Source organism: Roseburia sp. AM23-20 (genome assembly GCF_003470905.1).
GTDB classification, from domain to species: domain Bacteria; phylum Bacillota; class Clostridia; order Lachnospirales; family Lachnospiraceae; genus Roseburia; species Roseburia rectibacter.
On sequence record NZ_QRHS01000015.1, the window covers coordinates 50,897 to 71,627 of the forward strand.

Consider the following 20,731-nt stretch of genomic DNA (forward strand, 5'->3'; position numbering starts at 1 on the left):
AGCTATCACCGCGCATAACATCAGGAGCTTATAATACTTTCAAAAATTTCCTCTGCAAGAGTCTCCTTTTTCTGCAGAAATTCCTCTTCCAACTGTCTCATTTTGGCTTCGTAATGTTCTTTCTGCCCCAAAAGTTTTGTCTTAGACTCCGATAAAAGCTGCTGTTTTATCTCTTCTTCCTGTTTTTGTCTCATGGAAGCATATTGCCTGTCCATCTCTCGTTTATCAAATTCTAACTGTTTTAACATCATTTCTTTTTCCGCAGCTACATCCGTCAGAATAGACTCTGCCTTCTTTTCGATCTCATCAAGCTTCGTAATGATCTCATTCATGAAAAACCCCTGTAACCTTTCTGTTGTCTATTACGTTTCCCAAAAATTACTGATATATTAATTATATTCGTTTCTTAATCTGATAGCAAGGCATTATTTCGGTTGTTTTTTCAGTCAATATAAATGTCAGATGCTTTTTTATAATACAAAAAAGACCAGTCAATGTATCGCTACACCGGCTGATCTTCTTGTATACAATATTTACTTTTTCTCCGCTATGCTTCTGCAGACCTTTGTATTCTGGCTGTAATATCCCTTACCTCAGCCATAATAGCCGCATACATTTCATGCTCTAATCCCACTGGTGACATATGCGGGCACTCCTGTTTCATTCGATATGCCTGTACTAAAAGTCCCCTCTTCATGTCTTCGAGTTCCAAAAGCTGCTCTCTGCTCATAACGCTTCTCCATCTCCTGCTCTTATTCTATACTGCCTTCTCTGATCTGCCGACATACGGCAAATCCTTCGCCATAAGTATAACTATATGCTGTGCACGCACCTATGACATAATAGCATATCTGGTAAATTTTAGAGCATCAACTTGTTCGGCAATTTCACCAAATTTTGGAGATGGATTTTCCCATTTTGCCTATTTACAAACTATCTTTTATTCATTTGTTACAACGCTATCAGCGTTTGCAGAGCCTCTTTTTTAACAATACAATCTCCGTGTTCACGGATATAGGAAATTTGTCCTATCTCCGAAATTCTGCCCGCATCATACTCGACAGCACCGAATGCAAACGCCCTCATTTCGTCTCTTGGGAACTTCGAAAAATCCATAATCAGATAATATGCACCCTCTAACCGGTAAAGACTGCTCTTTGGAAAAATCTCCTCAAAACATGCCCTTCCCATGCGTGATGCTTCATCTAAATCAAAGAACCGGAGTGCACAGACCATCTGTCTGTTGATCATCTGCTGTTTTTTTGATTTTTTTTCTTCTTTTGATGACTTCTTTTGATTTTCTTTTTCCTGCGTATATTCCTGTTCTTTTGTATCTTTCTTCCGGTCTAAGAACGCATCCAGTACTCCCTGGCGCTCCTCTTTGCTTAATTTTCGGAACTCCTGCATCTTCTCCGGCGTCATCTGACCGACCAGATCAGAGATTGCCTCCATCAGCTGCTGAAAACTCGTATCTGAATCGCCGCCAAATGTGATCGCCATACTGTGATCTGAAAGAAGTTCTGCTTTTACCATCGGTGAAATGTTCTCCAGACTGATGTTCTCGTGTTCTTCCACGATCTTTAAGACAACACGCATAAATTTCTGTGTTGCTTCTCCATTTCCAATGATCTCATCAATATCAAAACCCATATCCCGGATTTCTTCCTCGGTCAGGGCACATCTGATTTTATTTTCTCCTACGCGCTTTATTTCCATGTCGTATTCCCCATTCGTATATCATAAATCTATTACTATTATCCTATTTTTCCGGTTATTTGTAAAGTCTGAATCACTGGAGAATAACAACTCTTTACTGCATCTGCAGTTTTACTTTTACAATACGCACAACCGATTCGTTGATACGTTCCTCCGTGATCGTTCCATCCTTTACCGCCTGAAGAAGTCCGTTATATGCTGTTTCATAATCAGAAGGTGCTAAGATCATATCAACACCTGCATTGACTGCCATGACTGCTGCCTGGTCTGCCGTATAACTGCCTGTGACTGCCCCCATATTCATGGCATCTGTGATCACGATCCCCTGATATCCAAGCTGTTCCCTCAACACATTGCTTACCATCATCTGGGACAGTGATGCCGGCGTATTATCTCCAACTACCTGCGGAACTGAGATATGTCCGACCATAACAAATGACACACCGTTTTCAACCGCTCTCTGGAATGGCACAAGTTCGGTCTGCATCAGTTCTTCTAATGATTTATCAAGTGTCACTGCTCCGTCATGGGAGTCGCCCGAAGTGCCGCCATGTCCCGGAAAATGTTTTACTACGCCAAAAACTCCCTGACTGCTTAATCCTTCAAGTTCTTTTGTGACCATATCTGCCACCACAGATGCATCCGAGCCAAAAGATCTTGTCCCAATAACTGTATTGTCCGGATTGGTAAGTACGTCTGCTACTGGTGCATAGTCCACATTAAAACCAAGCTGTTTTAAATATGTTCCGATCGATGCTCCCGCATCATATGCTTTCTGCAGATCACCGGTCGCACCGATATCACTCATGTTCCCAACATCTGTAACACCAAACGCTTCATTCTTTGCAACTCTTGCAACTGTTCCGCCTTCTTCATCCACACTTAAAAAGACGGGCAGCCCGGTCCGCTCCATGGCTATATTCTGCATATTGGTAAGCATCTCTGTCGTCTGTTCCGTACTGACAAGATTATCTGCCATATAGATCAGACCTCCGACCGGCCTGTTTTCATATGCCGCTTTTGTTGTATCGCCGGCTGCCGTCACACTCGCATACCCTGTCAGCGCCTCCGGTGTAATAACAAACATCTGTGCGACTTTGTCTTCCAGTGACATGCCTGACACAAGCTGTGCAGCCTGCTCAACTAACGGATCAACTACAGGTTCTGCTGCTTCACTCTGTTCCTGTACGGTCTGTGAATCCTCCATTATCTCCGTACTTTGTGTTTCCGGTATTTTTTCTGCTTTATCATTCTTTGGTAAAAACTTATGTATGGCAGCTGCTGCCCCTGCAAGCAATGCCGCCAAAATCAACACAAACACAGCTACTACAACTACTGCATGTTTAAAATCGTCCTGTCTTTTCTGTCTTCTTTCTTCCTGATTCATACATTCTCCATTTCCATATATTTCTGTTTATATTGTACGCACATTTTTTATGGTGCCACCCATGCCTCATCTATTCCATCCTGTTTCCACTGGTTCTGTTCCTCAGAATAACCATCTACAACCAGATACTGATATTTACTGACCGTTTTTAAAGCATCATAAACATAGCGCAGCGGAATATAATTCCGGTTTCCATCCGGGTCTGCCGGATCTGCAAGAAATACTTCATCTGTCTCTTCTTTGTACAGACAGATATTCACATAATGACCACCTGTCTTTTTCCAGTAAGTATTATCATCATGACTGCTGACTAAAACAATGGCACTTTTTGCTGTTTTGATCTGCTCCCGGAATGCCTCATAAGTCTGTGGTTTTGTATAAAGCTCCGCATCAAATCCGCATTTACGCATAACCGTTTTCATATCACCCCAGCCGATCGCCCCAATCTTTTTCGTCGGCGTATATCCGGAAGTCTCCCGTGCATATAGAAACATATCCCATGGCGAACAGGTATGATCCGAAAATGTACTGTATATATTTGCCATACAGCACAGTCCACACCCGAAATTACCAAAATAATTGCCTCTTACATACTGATTACTCCATTCGCCGGACCAGGCCCGTCCCTCTCCCCAGGATTTTGGTCCCTGCAAAAAAGAGTAGACATCCGTCTCATCATAATATCCCCTGTTTGCCGCAGCTACCAGAATGTCTTTATTTTTTTTGATCACAGCATACTCTTCGCCGTCCAGTTTTGTAAAAATACCAGCATACAGTTTCACTGCCGGCACATATTCCGGCTGCGTGGCAGAAACGTCTGCAGCATTTTGATCATTTTCTGATGTAAAATCTCCATCCAGACAGTATGCCCCAGCAATCAGCAGAAACATTCCTGCTAACATCGCATAGAATCTGTACTCCTTTCTTTTCTGACGATTCAAATACCCTTCCTCCCAATTCTGATCTGATTTCTGATATTTTTAAATAGTATCTCCCATTTTCATCTCAAACCCGTCTATATTTATGTTACCTTGTAAAGAATCTTTATTCAAGCAAAGATTTTCTTAAATTATTTACTTTACTACTCCTTTTTTTTCCGCTACAATAGAGCAGTATCATTACAGACACTATTATTTTGAAAAGAGGTACACAATTATGGCAAATCCAGTCGTTACGATTGAAATGGAAAATGGCGATATCATGAAAGCGGAACTTTATCCTGAAATCGCTCCGAATACTGTCAATAACTTTATCAGCCTGATCCAGAAAGGTTATTATAACGGACTGATCTTTCACCGCGTGATCAAAGGATTTATGATCCAGGGCGGATGTCCTGACGGAACCGGCATGGGCGGTCCTGGCTATGATATCAAAGGCGAATTTTCCCAGAATGGTTTCAAAAATGATTTAAAACACACCGAAGGTGTTTTATCCATGGCAAGAGCTATGCACCCGGATTCTGCCGGCAGCCAGTTCTTTATCATGCACAAAACATCTCCGCACTTAGACGGAGCTTATGCTGCTTTCGGTAAAATCACTGAAGGAATGGATATCGTAAATAAAATCGCTGAAACCGCAACCGATTACAGTGACAGGCCATTAGAGACACAGCGCATGAAAACTGTTACTGTTGAGACTTTCGGTGTGGATTATCCGGAACCGGAGAAATGCTGATCCAGACTGCAAATCTGTTATCCTGACAAGACAAAAAATCCACAGCGCACACCATATCGTGTGCACTGTGGATTTTTATTATAAATTGTTTGAACCGTCAATTATTTTACCGGAATAAGTTTCTCTTTTCCACCCATATACGACTGTAATGCCTTCGGTACATTAACACTGCCGTCTTCATTTAAGTTGTTCTCTAAGAATGCGATCAACATTCTAGGTGGTGCAACAACAGTATTGTTTAAAGTGTGTGCAAAATATTTATTTCCGTCGGAACCTTTCACACGGATCTTTAAACGTCTTGCCTGTGCATCTCCTAAATTAGAACAGCTTCCAACTTCAAAGTATTTCTTCTGTCTTGGAGACCATGCCTCAACATCGCAGGATTTTACTTTTAAGTCTGCAAGGTCGCCGGAGCAGCACTCTAAGGTACGAACCGGAATATCAAGGCTGCGGAATAAGTCTACCGTGTTCTGCCATAATTTATCATACCATGTTTTAGACTCTTCCGGTTTGCAGACAACGATCATCTCCTGTTTCTCGAACTGGTGGATACGGTATACTCCACGCTCCTCAATACCATGTGCACCTTTCTCTTTACGGAAACATGGAGAGTAGGAAGTCAGTGTATACGGTAATTTCTCCTCATCGTTGATCGTGTCGATGAATTTACCGATCATGGAATGCTCGGAAGTACCGATCAGATAGAGATCCTCACCCTCGATCTTGTACATCATTGCATCCATCTCATCAAAACTCATAACACCTGTAACAACGTTGCTTCGGATCATAAATGGCGGGATCACATAGGTAAAGCCACGGTCGATCATAAAATCACGCGCATAAGAGATCACTGCAGAATGAAGGCGTGCGATATCGCCCATCAGATAATAAAAACCATTTCCTGCAACTTTTCCTGCAGCATCAAGATCGATACCATTAAAACGCTCCATGATCTCTGTATGATATGGGATCTCGAAATCCGGTACGACCGGCTCGCCGAATTTTTCGATCTCTACATTGCAGCTGTCATCTTTTCCGATCGGTACAGACGGATCAATGATATTCGGGATCGTCATCATGATCTTTGTTACTTTTTCCTGCAGTTCTTTTTCCTGCTCCTCTAACTCTGCAAGACGTGCTGCATTGGCATTTACCTGTGCCTTTACTGCTTCTGCCTCATCTTTTTTACCCTGTCCCATTAACTGTCCGATCTGTTTTGACAGTTTATTTCTGCTTGCACGCAGATCATCTGCTTCCTGCTGTACAGCTCTCGCTTTTGCATCAAGCTCAATCACCTCATCTACTAATGGCAGTTTGTGATCCTGGAACTTATTTTTAATATTCTGTTTTACAACTTCCGGATTCTCTCTTAAAAATTTTAAATCGATCATCTTTCTCCTCTTTCTGCGGAACATGCCGCCCGTTTTTGTAGATTTTCATTTTGCCTGACCTAATATCTGTCTGACATTTTCTTAACGATAACACAAAAAGCCTTCCGCCCTATGTGCCATCCTACACATGGGACGAAAGGCTCTAAAACTCTTCCGCGTTGCCACCCATCTTGTCACTGCTTTTTCTTTTTAACACAGATGCTCATTTCCAGTATCTGTTTCTCCTACTGTGACCTCTCAATTCGTATGCTATGGGATACGACCCCGTGACTTTCATCACTGACTCCGGAAGTGGAAAGGCATCTTTTCTGTACCGGTTTCCAGCACCCACCGGCTCTCTGAAACAGTCTTGCTGCCGCAGCTTCCATCACTGCCAAATTCTTTCGTTATTATACACTCATTATTTCCGTAATGCAAGTCTAATATGCTTCCTGCCTGATTTTTTCTTCCAGTTCGATTGCCCGCATCGCCCAGATATGCTTCCCTGCCGTTTTCTCCACTCCACGCATAACAATATCTCTCATCTGCTGTTCATTTTTCAGCAGATCACTTACTTTTACCGGTAGCTGCTCTAAATGTTTCAGGTCATAATACGAGACACCATCTCCCTCTTTTAGTTCTTCGCAGAGGTAGTGACTGGTATCCGAAACACAGACTGCACCGTTTAAAATCGAATTAAACACCCGGTCATGTGCACCATCTTTAAACCATGGCATCACATTAATTGAAATCTTCGCATGTGCAAGCTGCTCTAAACAGGTCAGGGAATCCGTCTGCGGATGTATTCTTATATTCTGCATCGCAGTACAGTCAAGTTCTTCCCAGCCCTTTCCAACAACATCCACGGTGATCCCTGCTTCTGCCAGCGTCTTTATGACCAGGCCACGCCAGTAATTGCGCACATACAGATCAATGAATATCATCTTATGCATCACAAGTCTGAAATCATCCGGTACCACCTTCCCCATCTCACGTTCACAGTGACGCAGTGTCACCTCCTCGATGGTCTGGTCCGTTTTTTCCAGCAGCTCGTCAATGATTCCGCGGTAAAATGCCGCATACTCATCATTGATCCAGTTGATATGCTGTTCAAAAAAAGACGGAGGCGTGTAATTTCCGGTCATGATCACATCAATATTCCGCTGTTCATACGACACATCAAGTGCTCCATCCAGCCCGGTTCCCGCTAACGGAAGAAATCCGGCACTTTTATATCCGGGATAATATTTTAAAAAATATGCTTCCTGTTTTCTGTCAATACTGATGTGGTGATATCCGGATGGCAGATCATGCAGACGGTTATCATAATAGTACGGATGATCTGCCGCAATATTATAACAGGGAATCTTATATTCATCCCAAATATAACCGTTTCTTTCACTGTATACACCCGCTTCTTTTTCCAGTCCCTGAAAATTGAAAGTGATCATCACTGTCTCGCCGGGTTTTATGAATTTTCTCAGCCTTTTGGCACTTCCCTTTTCATCTTTCAGGTCGTAGAAAAATACTGCATATCCCATCTTTTCAAACTGCCCCGCCATCTGTTTCGAGAAATACGCAAGCGTTTCCACGCCTCCTTCAAACATCACGATTTTTTTCACACGAATCTCCATTTCCATTATCCAGACGTTTATTCATGGCGCAGCGCGTCAATCGGGTTTAGATTCGCCGCCTTATAAGACGGGAAAACCCCGAATACAATTCCGATCACCATAGAAAACAGCACGGAACCGATCGCCGCCGGAATACTGATTGCAACCGGCATCGTCGTCACATAGGAAATGATCTCTGCTAATATGATACCGACAATTACACCAAGCACACCGCCTAAACTTGTAAGCACCGCTGCTTCGGTCAGAAACTGATTCAAAATCTTTGACTTTCTTGCACCGATTGCCTTCTTTAAACCGATCTCCTGCGTACGCTCTGTCACTGATACCAGCATGATATTCATAACACCGATACCACCAACGATCAGGGAAATTCCAGCGATCCAGATCAGCATCGTATTTGTTGAACTGCTGAGTTCCTGTATCTGCTGTGCCTGCTCTAAAAGATCCTTTGCCTTATACTGGATCGTATCATCTTTCGGTGACAGATAATTGTTTAGCAGATCTGCACATGCTTTTCCGGCAGATGTCATATTATCCGTACTGTCCACACGGATCACAACATTCTGTGGCTCGTCATACTGATATATGATCGGCCAGGTCGTATTCGGGATATAAATAGAACCTGCCGTATCCTGCGCATATGTATAATAATCATCAATGGAATTGATGACCGGCTCAAACACCTTTGCCTTGGTTACGATTCCAATTACCGTATAAGGCTCCTTCTGGATCTCGATCGTATTTCCGACCGGATCTTCTCCCTGAAACAGCGCATTTGCGGAATCCGTATCCAAAATAGCGACTTTTTTATACTTTTTAAAGTCCTCATCCGTAAAAGCACGTCCCTCTTTCATAACATAATTGCAGGTATCAAAATAGCTGTTGTCGATTCCGCGCACATATCCACCGGAAAAAGCCGTATTTAAATGATACACTCCGCTATAATCCTGTCTGCTTAAGTATGCAGATGCATTCTCTACATGATCGAGATCTTTGATGTCACTCATGACCTCATCCGTTACAAGCGGCACTCCCTGCGGCACTCCGTTGTAATCCATCTCGTATTCCCACTCGCCCTGATAAAGAGACACTTCCACTGTATTCTCTCCGGAGCCGATCAGGTTTTCTTTGATCTGTTCATTCGTTCCTTTGATCGTTGATACGATCGCAATGATCGCTGCGATACCTATGATAATTCCAAGCATGGTCAGAAAGGAACGCATCTTGTGGGACCAGATTCCCTGAAAAGATAATCTTATATTCTCAAACATCCTGTTCCTCCTGATTAATATTCAACACTTTCATCCTCTGTTACTGCTGCTCCCTCGACTGCTGTCTTTCCATAAGGGAAGGCGATCCTGTCATCCTCTGTCAGTCCTGATTTGATCTCAACTGCAGTACCATATACTGTTTTTCCGGTTACAACATATTGTTTTTTCAGATGATCACTCTCATCTGCGATCATAACATATGATTTTCCATCTTCCTGTCTCACATATGCCTTATCAAGGTAAATACCGCCTGTTTCTGACTGATTTGTCTGAATTGCAAGATCCACATATTCTCCATTTTTCAGTGCAGAACTGTCTTCCATATATGCAGTATACTGATAATAAGAAACATTCGGATTTCCTTCTCCCCAGGAATTGCCACTCACAGGATAATCCGATACGCTCGTTACGGTTGCCTCAAATGTCATTCCTGATTCCCATGAATTTGCGGTAACAACCGTTCCCGGTTTGACTTCATCTAACAAAAGTTCGCTGATCGTACCGCTCACGTACAGTCCGTCATCCCCGGTTACCACAAGAAATGCATTCCCATCATCCTGTTTCTGATCCGGATCTCCCACAGATTTCACAACACCATCAAGTTTTGCATAAACCACACCATCATTGATGCTGTCCTGTAACGTTTCCAGCTCCAGTTTTAACTTGCGAAGCTGTATATCCAGTTTTTTTACTTCTGATTCTTTGTCATTGATTGCCTCTGCAAGTTCTTTTTCGGTATATCCTTCCGGCTCTTCCCAGTCATCTTCATCGTTCCAGTTATCTTCATTCTCAAGTTCATCCAGATAATCCTGAAGACTTTTTCCAACTTCTTCTCCTGAAAAAACATACCAGGACCGGCTTTTATCATAGTCCATAGGCATGGTACTTCCATCGACATCTTTTACATTCGGTGAAATACTGTCATCTGCCACAGGCTCATATTTCTGTACTGTAACTTCTTTTGTGGCACCATTCGACTCAGTACTGTCATCCACCACTTCATCTCCTGTTTCCACACTTTCAAACACCATTTTCCCATCGCTGTCTTTTTTGCAGATAATAAACTTTACATATTTTCCATCCGTATAGGTGCCATCTGATTTTTTCTGCGGCCGCAGCGAATTGTAAAAACTTCCATATGCAAAAACATCTTTATTACAATAATAAATGTAAGGATTCTCTGCTGTTCCATCTGCCGTGTCTTTATTATATGGCTCCGAATCTTCCGTCACATAATTATAAATGCGGTTATCCTTCGCATCCTTTTCTGGCAGTGACTCTATGTAGGCTTTCTTCTGCTCTAATTCCTGCAGCTTTTTATTTATGTACGAGGATGCAGTACTGGCAGTAGAAGGCCGTGTCTTATCCACCGGTTTTGTGTTTTTTAATGACTCTAAAGAATGCTGTGCCTTCGCAAGACTGTTTTCTGTTGTACTGATCTCAAGGTTTTTCCTCTGGATATCGATCTCTGCCTCCGATGTATCATACTGGATCAGCGGATCTCCCTCTTTCACTGTATCGCCTTTTGAAACATAAACCTCCTGCACTTTGTTGGAATCATCTAAATATACTTCCTGGGAAGAATCATTCGTCACAACACCATAGCTTGTTTCAGAGTTCCCATAATATCCATAGTTTAAACTGGAAACAGACTGTACTTCTGCCACCAGATTCTTCTTCTGATACGACTTATAACCATAAATTCCTCCGGTGACTGCACCAACAGTGACGGCAAGTACGACAATGACTGCGATTACTTTTTTTAATTTCATGATGCATCCTCCTTTTCATCGCCCTCAAAAATCTCCCCGTCAATGATTTTCACCATGCGTTTTGCATTGGATGCGATATGCGGATCATGTGTGATCATAACGATCGTAACACCCTCTTCATTGAGTTTCTGGAACAGTTCCATGATCTGCTCTCCTGACTTGGAATCAAGTGCTCCGGTAGGTTCATCCGCAAGTAAGATCTTTGGATTATTGACCATTGCTCTCGCAATCGCAACCCTCTGTTTTTGTCCACCGGAAAGCTGCGTCGGACGAAAGTCCACCCTGTCACCAAGTCCGACACGTTCCAGTGCTTTGATTGCACGCTCCCTGCGCTCCTTTTTTTTCACGCCGGCATAACTAAGCGGCAGTGATACATTTTCCACCGCAGTCTCTCTCGGCATCAGATGAAAACTCTGAAATACAAACCCGATACTGCGCAGTCTTAAATCTGACAGCTGCTTGTCTTTTAACTTTAAGACGTCCTCTCCTGCCAGCTCATAAGTCCCGCTCGTCGGCTTATCCAGACAGCCTATGATATTCATAAGTGTTGTCTTTCCGGAACCGGACGGTCCCATGATCGCAACATACTCTCCCTCTTCCACGGTAAGACAGACATCTTTTAATACCGGAACGACCAGCTTATCCTGCTGATAATCCTTGTAAATATTCTGCAGATTCAGTATCATTCCCCTACCTCCATATCATTGGAATCATCATAGGAATCATCAGAATCCTCATAGTCAGAATCATTGTAATCAGAGTCATCATATTCCGCATCATCCGCAGAATCGCCATCGTCAGCTCCATCATAACCTGATCCATCTTCCATATCGCCATTTACATAATCCTGCATACCATTATCGTTCATCATTTCCGTATCGTACATTCCGTTTTCATACAACATTTCGGTTCCGTAATCAAGCATCTCTGTACCATCCTGATTGTACAACGGAGAAGAATAATCGACCTCGCTCACATCTGTCACCGTAGTTACTCCTTCATAGAGTCCTTCCATCGGCCATGTGATATAATCATCAAGTGAAAGACCGGATAAGATCTCATACTCTGCCAGATCCTCATCATATTCACCAAGTTCTACATATCGTTTTTCCAGACGTTTCTTATCATTTGCAGCCCAGACATAAGCACCGCTGTCATCCTGAACAACATAGTTTGAATACAGCCAGATTCCTTCTTTCTGCTGATCGTCCTGACCTTCGTCAAGTTCAATATATACATGCTGTCCTAACAGCAGTCCCTCTGCAGATGGAAGTTCCACATAAAACGGGTACTTTGTTGCAGAGACACTACTGTCTGAAGATGAATCGTCATCACTTTTCTGCACGTTATCTGTATCAATCTTTGAAATCGTTCCATTCCATGTCTGACTTTCATCCACCCTCGAACGTATGATGACCGCCTGTCCATCTGAGATCATCCATACATTCTGCTCATCGATACTTCCTTTTACACGGTATTCACCTGTCTGAAGAATCGTCATAAACGCAGCATTATTACCATTACTGTCTGTACCGTTCTCGTTGATTTCCTTTACCACGCCGGATTTTTTGCTGACAACAGACGATGCATCGATCTGGGCTTCATATTTTGATATTTCAAGGTTCTTGCTCTCAAGATCAAGTTTATTCTCCTCGATGGAATTTTCCTCCGACTGAATATCTGTCGTCAGTGAAAATTTATCGTCCTCATCTGTCGTTTTATTTAATTCATCGGTCAATGTGGCTATCTTTTTTTTGGAACTGTCAATCTCATTCTGGATTCCCTCGAGTTCAAGTTTTGCCTGTTTCACCTGCATCTCAAGTTCGCTGGTATCATAGGTAACAAGTGTCTGACCCTCTTCTACCTCATCCCCTACTTTTACAAGGATTTCTTTGATGGTACGCGATGAATCTACATTTACCTCATAACTGTCCTGCGATTCCACAACACCATTATACCGGTTGGTATTTCCCGTATATGTATTCATGATCTTAGAAACTTTCTCAACATATACCTTGTCATCCGATTTTCCTGACTGTAAAAACGGAATTTTCTCTGAAACTACATCAATTGCCTGTGTTGTCACATCTATAATATTGTCGCGATAATAATAACCGGTTCCTCCTACTGCTCCAATTACTGCAATGGCTACGACCGGAATAATTATTTTTTTCTTTTCCATAGTTCCTCCTTAAATGTACACTGTCTGCATCCTGATTATCAGACATTCCGTATTATAGCATTTTTCCTACTTAATATATAGATGAATATTATTAATTCTTTTTTAAATCACAGATGAACTTTTTCCCTTAAGGATTCAAAAAATATGATTGCTATTTAAAAAAAATTGTTGACAAATTGTTTTTGCCATAGTATGATATCAAATGTGTCTGACAGACAGATACAGAATAATTTCAGATATGCGCGAGTGGCTCAGTTGGTGGAGCACGACCTTGCCAAGGTCGGGGCCGCGGGTTCGAGTCCCGTCTCGCGCTCTCTTTCATCAAAAAAAGGACATCATTCAGATGTCCTTTTTTTGATAAATCGAGTCCTGCCGGACTCGAACTTTCGAGTTTCTTCGCTTCCGCTCCGGTCCGCGCATAGCGGACATCCACCGGATGTCCTGCGGCGGGTCGCTCTAGCGACATTATTCCACTCCGCCGCAGTGCGATCCTGCCCGGAGGGCTTTTTGATTCATAGGATGTAATTTCCTATGAATCAAGAAAAAGTCCAGTAAAACTGGACTTTTTTCTAATGCCGGCAATGGGACTTGAACCCATACGATGTTGCCACCGCCAGATTTTGAGTCTGGTGCGTCTGCCATTCCGCCACGCCGGCTTATTCTTTTTTAATCGCTCGAACAATAAACATCTTATCATATCATGTTACAAATTGCAAGCAATTTTATTTTAACATTTAGGGATTACTTTCCTGATTTCAGCAAAAATCCGAAGGTTCACACTCCCTTCGGATTTTTTACCATCGCTATTCTTCACCAACTCCACTGATCTTTGTCCTCTGCACACTTGTGACACCGTTCTCCACAGTCGTTGTTTCAAGATAAGTAATACCATTGACCACAACCGTCTTTGTTGTTGTAGTAGTTTCGTCATCACTGTCTCCACCGGCACTACCAGCAGCCCCGGTTCCGGATGCCTGCCCTGTCTGTCCCGCTCCGCCGGAAGCAGAATATCCATCAGACTGACCTGCTTCTGCTTCTGCTTTTGTTTTCTGGATCACTTTTAAGATATCGCCTTTCTCTCCCCGTTTGTATTCTTATTTTTATTTATATCGTATTACATTTTGAAGTTTATAACCAGTTTCACAAAAATTACATAAATACAGATAAACAATCTTGCTGTTTTTTCTAAACATTTTCTAAATAATATTTCGTCGTTTTATCACAGTCTCAGATTCTGAAATGCCCCATACACATCAAGTGTCCCATATCCCCACTCCCGGTTCGGATATGTCCGGTTTTCCGGTTTTGCAGTACCGCGGATCAACATGTTTTTGATAGATGTATGTGACATGATCGTATTATTCTGATCCACGATCGCCCACTGCATGATCTGCGCACAGGCTCCAGCTGTGATCGCTGCGGCTGCACTTGTTCCCGTAAAAGTGATAAAATTATTGCGAAGTCCGGGACCATAAACATCCACCGCCGGTGCCACAAAATCGGGTTTGATCTCTCCTGTCGTAGTATAACCTCTTCCGGAATCCGCATAGATACTGGTGTTCGATGCCTGATAACCGCCCACTGTGATGACCTGTCTTGCCGCACTGGGGGAAGTCAGTGTAATTTCCGGATTCGACCGAAGGAAAAAATTATTGCCATCTGTCATTTCTTTCAAAGGAAGCCAGAGATGATAATTTCCGGTGACAGTAAGCTGTGGAAAAATACGTATTGTCCAAAGTCCCGGTGTCGGTCTTATAAACCGGAAAAAAATCAGCTGGCTTGACGTTTCTTTCATATCGATCCGGTAATCTACCGTGATCGTCGTCCCCTCAAAAATAAAGTTAAACTGCTCTGATGCCCCACGGCGCACCGAAATCCGCGGAATCTGCTCTCCTGATGGTGAAATTACCGCAACCGCATACAGTTCCGGCGCAGATGCCCACAGTTCCACAAAAAAACCTTTCGTATTTTGCTCTACCGTGATTTCTGCATCCTCATGCTCCATCTCCCCTATGATACGTCCCTGAAAATGATGTCTTGCATTCGCCTCGTTTCCGGCTGCAACCACAACGACTCGTTTTCTTCTTCCGCACATATAATTAAGATAAGAAGGAAGAAAACCCTCACTCGCATGGCTCCCGGCACTGTTTCCTAATGCCATGCATATGACAAGCGGACGATTCAAAATATTTGCTGCACTGTTTAAATAAGAAACTGCCATCATAATATCATTTTCCTGATATGCCGGAACACCGTCTTTCACAAAAAAGAAATCCCGAAGATACTGCTTTGCCTCTTTTAATTTTATCATAATGATCTCAGACTGGGGTGCCGCCCCGATAAAATCACCGTTTTCACTCTCACTTGCACATGCCACTCCTGCAAGAAATGTACCATGTCCATTGGTATCACGCGACGGCACGATATCGTACGGGTCTTCTGAAAATAACGCCGCATTGATCTGTTCTTTTGTATACTCTGCCCCATATAAAATACCCGCTGGTGGCGTTCCATCCTGTATCGTCTGATCCCAGATACGGACGATCCGGCTGCTCCCGTCACTGTAGCGAAATGCCGGATTTGTATAATCAATCCCCGTATCAATAAATCCGATCAGCACACCGTTTCCCTTTAATGCAAGAACAGGCTGATTCTGCATTTTTAAAATACCGGACACCTCAAGTGCTGTCCGATCCAGCAGTCCATAACATTTTGGGATCTCAGAATAAGAATAACCGCCTACACTAAGCGGAGGTAATCTCTCCCTCGGATAATAATAGATATCATACCCTTCATCGATTCTCTGGATACAAGCCTCTGCGATCGTCTGTCCACTGGTTTCCTCATAAGATACGATAAAATCAAAAAAATCATCAGAATATACCTGTTCCCTGCAATCTGCCATAAATAAAAAAACTCCAGTCATCTATTCAATTACTAAATAGATGCCGGAATCTTTTACTTTAGAACCATATTTTTTATTTTAATTCGAACTTCTGCACAAGTTCATTTAATGTAACTGACTGTGCTGTCTCCTGCATCATAATCATCTCCGGAGATCGTGTCACCTGATGTAATAGATACATTACTGTCAATGTCCGCAACAAATACGCCCTAAATGTTTTATAAATTGAAAAAACTCCGGTCATCTGTTTATCGTAAAACAGATGCCGGAGTGCCCGTTACAGACTTATTTAATTGTATTATTCGAAAGCCGCGATCTCCGGAGCTTTCTGTTTCCCGATCTGTGGTTACTGTTCACACTTCCGGTGTGACCAACAACGATTACAGCCCATGAAAAGTGCCTCTTCGAGGCAGGGGCTGTAATCTCACAACAATATACACTACGGCGCATAGCTTGACAGCAAAGTGTCAAGCTTGCGTCTGAACAGCAGCAATCTGTGCACAGCCACGCATCGTAATAAGCGGACCGCCTTTTTTCTCCACATACTCTTTCGTAATGGTTACCATACCAATATTGTCATCTTTCGGAATTTCATACATGATGTCAAGCATAAATTCCTCGATGATCGCGCGAAGTGCACGCGCACCGACTTTCTTTTCCTTCGCCTGCTTTGCGATCGCCATCAACGCATCATCCTCAAATTTGAGTCTTACCTCATCCATGGCCAGCAGCTTCTGATACTGTTTTAAAATCGCATTTTTCGGTTCTTTCAAAATGCGTACCAGCATATCTTCTGTAAGTGCTTCTAGCGTAAACATGATCGGCAGACGTCCTAAGAACTCAGGTATCATGCCAAACTTACGCACATCTTCTGTAGTCACTTTCTGCAGGATATTTTCGTCCTGATCATATTTATCCTTTAATTCTGATTTAAAGCCGATCGACGCAGACTTATTGAGACGTTCCTTAATGATATCCTCTAACTCCGGGAATGCACCTCCACAGATAAAAAGGATATTCTTTGTGTTGACCATAGTCATCGGCACCATGGCATTCTTGCTGCTGGCTCCGACAGGCACCTCAACTTCTGCACCCTCTAACAGTTTTAACATTCCCTGCTGTACGGACTCACCGCTGACATCACGCTGGTTCGTATTGCGTTTCTTGGCGATCTTATCGATTTCATCGATAAAAATAATACCGTGCTCTGCGCGCTCCACATCATTATCTGCTGCGGCAAGCAGCTTACTTACAACGCTCTCGATATCATCACCGATATATCCTGCCTCTGTCAGGGATGTTGCATCTGTGATGGCAAGCGGCACATCTAAAAGTTTTGCAAGTGTTTTCACCAGATAAGTCTTACCGGAACCGGTCGGTCCGATCATTAACATATTGGATTTTTCAATCTCAATACCATCCTTCTCATCTGATGCGATTCTCTTATAGTGATTGTAGACAGCAACAGACATAACCTTCTTTGCGTGCTCCTGTCCTACTACGTACTCATCTAACGATGCCTTGATCTTATGCGGTGCCGGGATCTTTTTGATATCAAGCACCGGCTCTTTATTTTCTTTTGGCTTTTTCTTTTTGATCTTCTGGTTATTCGGAATAAATCCCTGCATCCCCTGAAGATCTGACAGATTGATCATGCTGATATTCGGCATCTTGCCCATATTCATGTTCAGCATATCATCCATGGAAAATCCTGTCTGGTTCATACTGTCAAAAGTTTTCTGCATGCAATCCTGACAGATACAGATATTATTCGGTATCCGTATCATCTTTCCTGCAATATGTTCCGGTCTGCGGCAGATATAGCAGATATCTTCGTATTCCGTTTCTTTCTCCTCCGGTGTGTCTGCATTTGTCACTTCTGCCTCTGCGGTTTCTTTTTCATGTTCTGATACATCATGGGTATCACTACTGTTTTCCTGTCCGTTTATTTCGTCCTTTGAACTTGTAGAAACTGTTGTTGCTTCATCCTCTGTTACTTCTCTATAATCATTATTATTCATCTGAAAATCTCCTAAATCATTCCATTCATCTATCTTTAAAACAGACTTATTTAAGACATTGTACCGCAAAATATCTGCAATCACAAGGAAATCAGGAAGATTTCATTTTTATTTAAGGATTTCTGCGAATATTCTGTAGCAGAAAAAATCCGGGCATTCCTTTCACCGAAAGGTCATACCCGGAGATTCCACATCCGTTATCTTGCACTGTTATCAGTAGCATTTCCACTATTGTTATTATTTCCGGTTGCATCATCCACACCGTTTTCAACACCGTCGATAATATCTTTTCCCGCATCACCGATGCCGTCTACTACATCATCCACAACAGCACCACCGTCTGTGTCATTGCCATTGTTATTATTTACGGTTCCATTCGTGCCATTTGCGTTGGTATCATTCATTGTATCAGTTCCATTCACATTGGTATCATTCATACCATTTTCGGTAGCATTAACACCATTTTCCGTGTTACCTTTTACCTGATTTTCCGTACCTACAGCCGGATTATTTCCATTGTTATTGGTATCCGTGTTGTTACTGTTTGTGCCGCATGCGGTCAGTGCACTAAGAGACAATGTAAGCACCAGGCATGCCGCAAGCATTTTGAATTTTTTCATGGTCATTCTTCTCCTTTACTTTACAAGAAATTATTTGTAACCGCTCAAAAACTCTCTGAACCATTACCTTTTCAAGGATAGTATGACCAACTCTGCTATTTTCTATACCAGCCTAATTCCATGGATAATTCTTCCTGTACTTTTTTGACATCCACAGACAGCTCTTCCACGCGCTCTCGCGTCATCCGGCTGGTCGGACCGGAAATACTGAATGCATATTTTACTTCATTATGATAATCACGAAGACTCGCCGCGATGCAGCGCACACCTTCTTCATTTTCTTCATCATCAAGCGCATATCCATTCTTTTTTGCTTCTTTTAACACCCGAAGCATCTCATCATAATCTGTGATCGTATGCTCTGTCTTTTTTTCGATGATACTCTCATTCCAGATCTGCTTCACTTCTGATTCCGGAAGTTCTGCCATGATCGCTTTACCCACACCGGAACAATACATCGGATGCACCATACCAACATGGGACACCATGCGGATCGTACCAATCTTTGCTTCTATTTTATAAATATATAAAATATTATTTCCTTCCCGCTGCACTAAATGCACCGTTTCCCCGCTGATATCTGACAAACGTTCCATATATGGTTTCGCGACCTGTAAAATATCCATGCGGTCAAGCATTTTTCCTGCCATGCTTACTATTTTATAGGAAAGCATATACTTCTGGGATACCTCATCCTGCTTTGCATATCCCATATAGACTAAAGACATCAGAAGGCGATGTACCGTGCTTTTGTGAAGTCCTAACGCTGTGCTGATCTCCATCAGTCCCATCTCACCGTGATCGGCTAACATCTCCATTACCTGAAAAATACGTTCAGCCGACTGCACCGGATTTTTTGTTTCTTTCTGTTCTGCCATAATTACCTCATATTCTATGTAAGGTATCAGTTATTTTTCCAATACCTGTCTTTTAGGTTTCATAATTCACATTATTGTTTCATTATATGAAACCATATGACATCATAACATGACCTTCCAATAAAAGTCAAATTTTTGTTTTTTGCAAAATACAACATTTTCTTTCCCTAAATTATTGACAAGGCATTTTGTAATGTTATAATACTATTGTACCGTTGTATGAAACAATGTTTCATATTGTGAAACCAATTTAAGAACCTTAAAATTATTCAAAATAAAGGAGAAGAATTATGAACAAAGTATTAGAAGAGTTTTCCAAAATCGGTATTATCCCGGTTATCGCACTTGACAATGTAGAGGATGCTGCACCTTTAGCAAAAGCATTATGCGACGGTGGTCTCCCATGTGCAGAAGTTACTTTCCGTACAGCAGCTGCTGAGGAATCTATCCGCATCATGTCCGAGCAGTTCCCGGAGATGTTAGTAGGTGCAGGTACTGTTCTTACCACAGAGCAGGTTGACCGTGCTGTAAATGCAGGCGCTAAATTTATCGTAAGCCCTGGTTTAAATCCAAAAGTTGTAAAATACTGTGTAGAAAAAGGAATCCCGGTAACTCCTGGATGCTCTAACCCAAGCGACGTTGAAGTTGCGATCGAACTTGGTCTTGACGTTGTTAAATTCTTCCCGGCAGAAGCTGCAGGCGGACTTAGCATGATCAAATCCATGGCAGCTCCTTATACCAAAATGAAATTCATGCCGACCGGCGGTATCAATGCAAAGAACTTAACAAGCTATCTTGATTTCAAGAAGATCATCGCATGTGGTGGATCCTGGATGGTTAACAAAGACATGATCGCAGCAAAAGACTGGGCTGGCATCACAGCTTTAACAAAAGAGGCTGTTTCTACCATGTTAGGTTTCAAACTGTTACATGTAGGTGTAAACAACGCTTCTGAGGAAGTAGCTGCTGCTGAGTCAGCAAAATTCGCAACTTTACTTGGTGAAAACGTAAAAGTTGGAAACAGCTCCATGTTCGTAGGTTCCCTGATCGAAATGATGAAAAATCCGGGACGTGGAACCAATGGTCATATCTGCATCCAGACTAACTACTTAGACCGCGCTATTTATCATCTTGAGAAACGTGGTTTCGTATTTGACGAATCTTCTTTCAAATACAATGACAAGGGCGAACTTACTGTTGCCTACTTAAAAGACGAGATCGCAGGTTTCGCAATTCACTTCAACCAGAAATAATTTTAAAAAATCAGGTCTGCACCGGTCTATGATTTGTGCAGACCTTTT

General features: G+C 42.4%; 18 protein-coding genes and 2 tRNA genes. 3 read left to right on the plus strand and 17 right to left on the minus strand.

Going from position 1 to position 20,731, the window contains the following annotated elements; all coding sequences use genetic code 11:
* Positions 1 to 20: 20 nt before the first annotated feature.
* From DW650_RS12100 to DW650_RS12120, 5 genes are all read right to left on the minus strand, one after another.
* Complete coding sequence (locus DW650_RS12100; protein ID WP_118210056.1) at positions 21 to 332, minus strand: hypothetical protein; 312 nt, start codon at positions 330 to 332, stop codon at positions 21 to 23.
* A gap of 215 nt (positions 333 to 547) precedes the next feature.
* On the minus strand, positions 548 to 730 hold the full coding sequence (locus tag DW650_RS12105) for an aminotransferase class-III (RefSeq protein WP_117921521.1): 183 nt from the start codon (positions 728 to 730) through the stop codon (positions 548 to 550).
* A gap of 221 nt (positions 731 to 951) precedes the next feature.
* Positions 952 to 1,716, minus strand: coding sequence for an adaptor protein MecA (locus DW650_RS12110; protein ID WP_118210057.1), 765 nt, complete (start codon positions 1,714 to 1,716; stop codon positions 952 to 954).
* 94 nt (positions 1,717 to 1,810) lie between these two features.
* A complete protein-coding gene (locus DW650_RS12115; protein ID WP_117921525.1) occupies positions 1,811 to 3,103 on the minus strand; it encodes a glycoside hydrolase family 3 protein in 1,293 nt (430 codons plus the stop codon).
* A 47-nt stretch (positions 3,104 to 3,150) separates the two neighbouring features.
* Entirely contained in the window at positions 3,151 to 4,044 is an 894-nt protein-coding gene (locus DW650_RS12120; protein ID WP_118210058.1) for a C39 family peptidase, read from the minus strand.
* Between the two features lie 214 nt (positions 4,045 to 4,258).
* Here DW650_RS12120 and DW650_RS12125 point away from each other — a divergent pair, with 214 nt between their 5' ends.
* Positions 4,259 to 4,777 carry a peptidylprolyl isomerase gene (locus tag DW650_RS12125; RefSeq protein ID WP_117921529.1) on the plus strand — a complete coding sequence of 173 codons (519 nt, stop codon included), beginning with the start codon at positions 4,259 to 4,261 and terminating at the stop codon, positions 4,775 to 4,777.
* Positions 4,778 to 4,878: 101 nt separating this feature from the next.
* Here the strand turns inward: DW650_RS12125 and serS are convergent, their stop codons facing one another.
* The 6 genes from serS to DW650_RS12155 all read right to left on the minus strand — a co-directional run bounded on the left by serS (position 4,879) and on the right by DW650_RS12155 (position 13,006).
* Positions 4,879 to 6,168, minus strand: a complete 1,290-nt coding sequence (serS, locus tag DW650_RS12130; RefSeq protein WP_118210059.1) for a serine--tRNA ligase — start codon at positions 6,166 to 6,168, stop codon at positions 4,879 to 4,881.
* Positions 6,169 to 6,587: 419 nt separating this feature from the next.
* Positions 6,588 to 7,769, minus strand: coding sequence for a glycosyltransferase (locus DW650_RS12135; protein WP_243102946.1), 1,182 nt, complete (start codon positions 7,767 to 7,769; stop codon positions 6,588 to 6,590).
* 29 nt (positions 7,770 to 7,798) lie between these two features.
* On the minus strand, positions 7,799 to 9,052 hold the full coding sequence (locus tag DW650_RS12140) for an ABC transporter permease (RefSeq protein WP_117921535.1): 1,254 nt from the start codon (positions 9,050 to 9,052) through the stop codon (positions 7,799 to 7,801).
* A 14-nt stretch (positions 9,053 to 9,066) separates the two neighbouring features.
* A complete protein-coding gene (locus tag DW650_RS12145) occupies positions 9,067 to 10,824 on the minus strand; it encodes an efflux RND transporter periplasmic adaptor subunit (protein ID WP_118210061.1) in 1,758 nt (585 codons plus the stop codon).
* Positions 10,821 to 11,510: an ABC transporter ATP-binding protein gene (locus DW650_RS12150; protein WP_006855684.1), complete on the minus strand. Its 690-nt coding sequence runs from the start codon at positions 11,508 to 11,510 to the stop codon at positions 10,821 to 10,823. The genes DW650_RS12145 and DW650_RS12150 overlap by 4 nt, the downstream gene beginning before the upstream one ends.
* On the minus strand, positions 11,507 to 13,006 hold the full coding sequence (locus tag DW650_RS12155) for an efflux RND transporter periplasmic adaptor subunit (protein WP_118210062.1): 1,500 nt from the start codon (positions 13,004 to 13,006) through the stop codon (positions 11,507 to 11,509). Before DW650_RS12155 ends, DW650_RS12150 begins: the two co-directional genes overlap by 4 nt.
* A 240-nt stretch (positions 13,007 to 13,246) precedes the next feature.
* On the opposite strand from DW650_RS12155, the gene DW650_RS12160 reads away from it, so the two are divergent.
* Positions 13,247 to 13,319: transfer RNA gene (locus DW650_RS12160), tRNA-Gly, on the plus strand.
* A 260-nt stretch (positions 13,320 to 13,579) separates the two neighbouring features.
* Here the strand turns inward: DW650_RS12160 and DW650_RS12165 are convergent.
* The 6 genes from DW650_RS12165 to DW650_RS12190 all read right to left on the minus strand — a co-directional run bounded on the left by DW650_RS12165 (position 13,580) and on the right by DW650_RS12190 (position 19,430).
* A tRNA-Leu gene (locus DW650_RS12165) sits at positions 13,580 to 13,662 on the minus strand.
* A gap of 147 nt (positions 13,663 to 13,809) precedes the next feature.
* On the minus strand, positions 13,810 to 14,064 hold the full coding sequence (locus tag DW650_RS12170; protein ID WP_243102947.1) for a hypothetical protein: 255 nt from the start codon (positions 14,062 to 14,064) through the stop codon (positions 13,810 to 13,812).
* A 161-nt stretch (positions 14,065 to 14,225) separates the two neighbouring features.
* Positions 14,226 to 15,911, minus strand: coding sequence for a S8 family peptidase (locus tag DW650_RS12175; protein WP_243102948.1), 1,686 nt, complete (start codon positions 15,909 to 15,911; stop codon positions 14,226 to 14,228).
* Between the two features lie 467 nt (positions 15,912 to 16,378).
* Entirely contained in the window at positions 16,379 to 17,932 is a 1,554-nt protein-coding gene (clpX, locus tag DW650_RS12180; RefSeq protein ID WP_117921543.1) for an ATP-dependent Clp protease ATP-binding subunit ClpX, read from the minus strand.
* A gap of 197 nt (positions 17,933 to 18,129) precedes the next feature.
* Entirely contained in the window at positions 18,130 to 18,552 is a 423-nt protein-coding gene (locus DW650_RS12185) for a hypothetical protein (RefSeq protein WP_241070902.1), read from the minus strand.
* A gap of 95 nt (positions 18,553 to 18,647) precedes the next feature.
* Positions 18,648 to 19,430: an IclR family transcriptional regulator gene (locus DW650_RS12190; protein WP_117921547.1), complete on the minus strand. Its 783-nt coding sequence runs from the start codon at positions 19,428 to 19,430 to the stop codon at positions 18,648 to 18,650.
* A 290-nt stretch (positions 19,431 to 19,720) separates the two neighbouring features.
* Here DW650_RS12190 and DW650_RS12195 point away from each other — a divergent pair, with 290 nt between their 5' ends.
* Positions 19,721 to 20,683 carry a bifunctional 4-hydroxy-2-oxoglutarate aldolase/2-dehydro-3-deoxy-phosphogluconate aldolase gene (locus DW650_RS12195; protein WP_117921549.1) on the plus strand — a complete coding sequence of 321 codons (963 nt, stop codon included), beginning with the start codon at positions 19,721 to 19,723 and terminating at the stop codon, positions 20,681 to 20,683.
* Positions 20,684 to 20,731 lie beyond the last annotated feature (48 nt).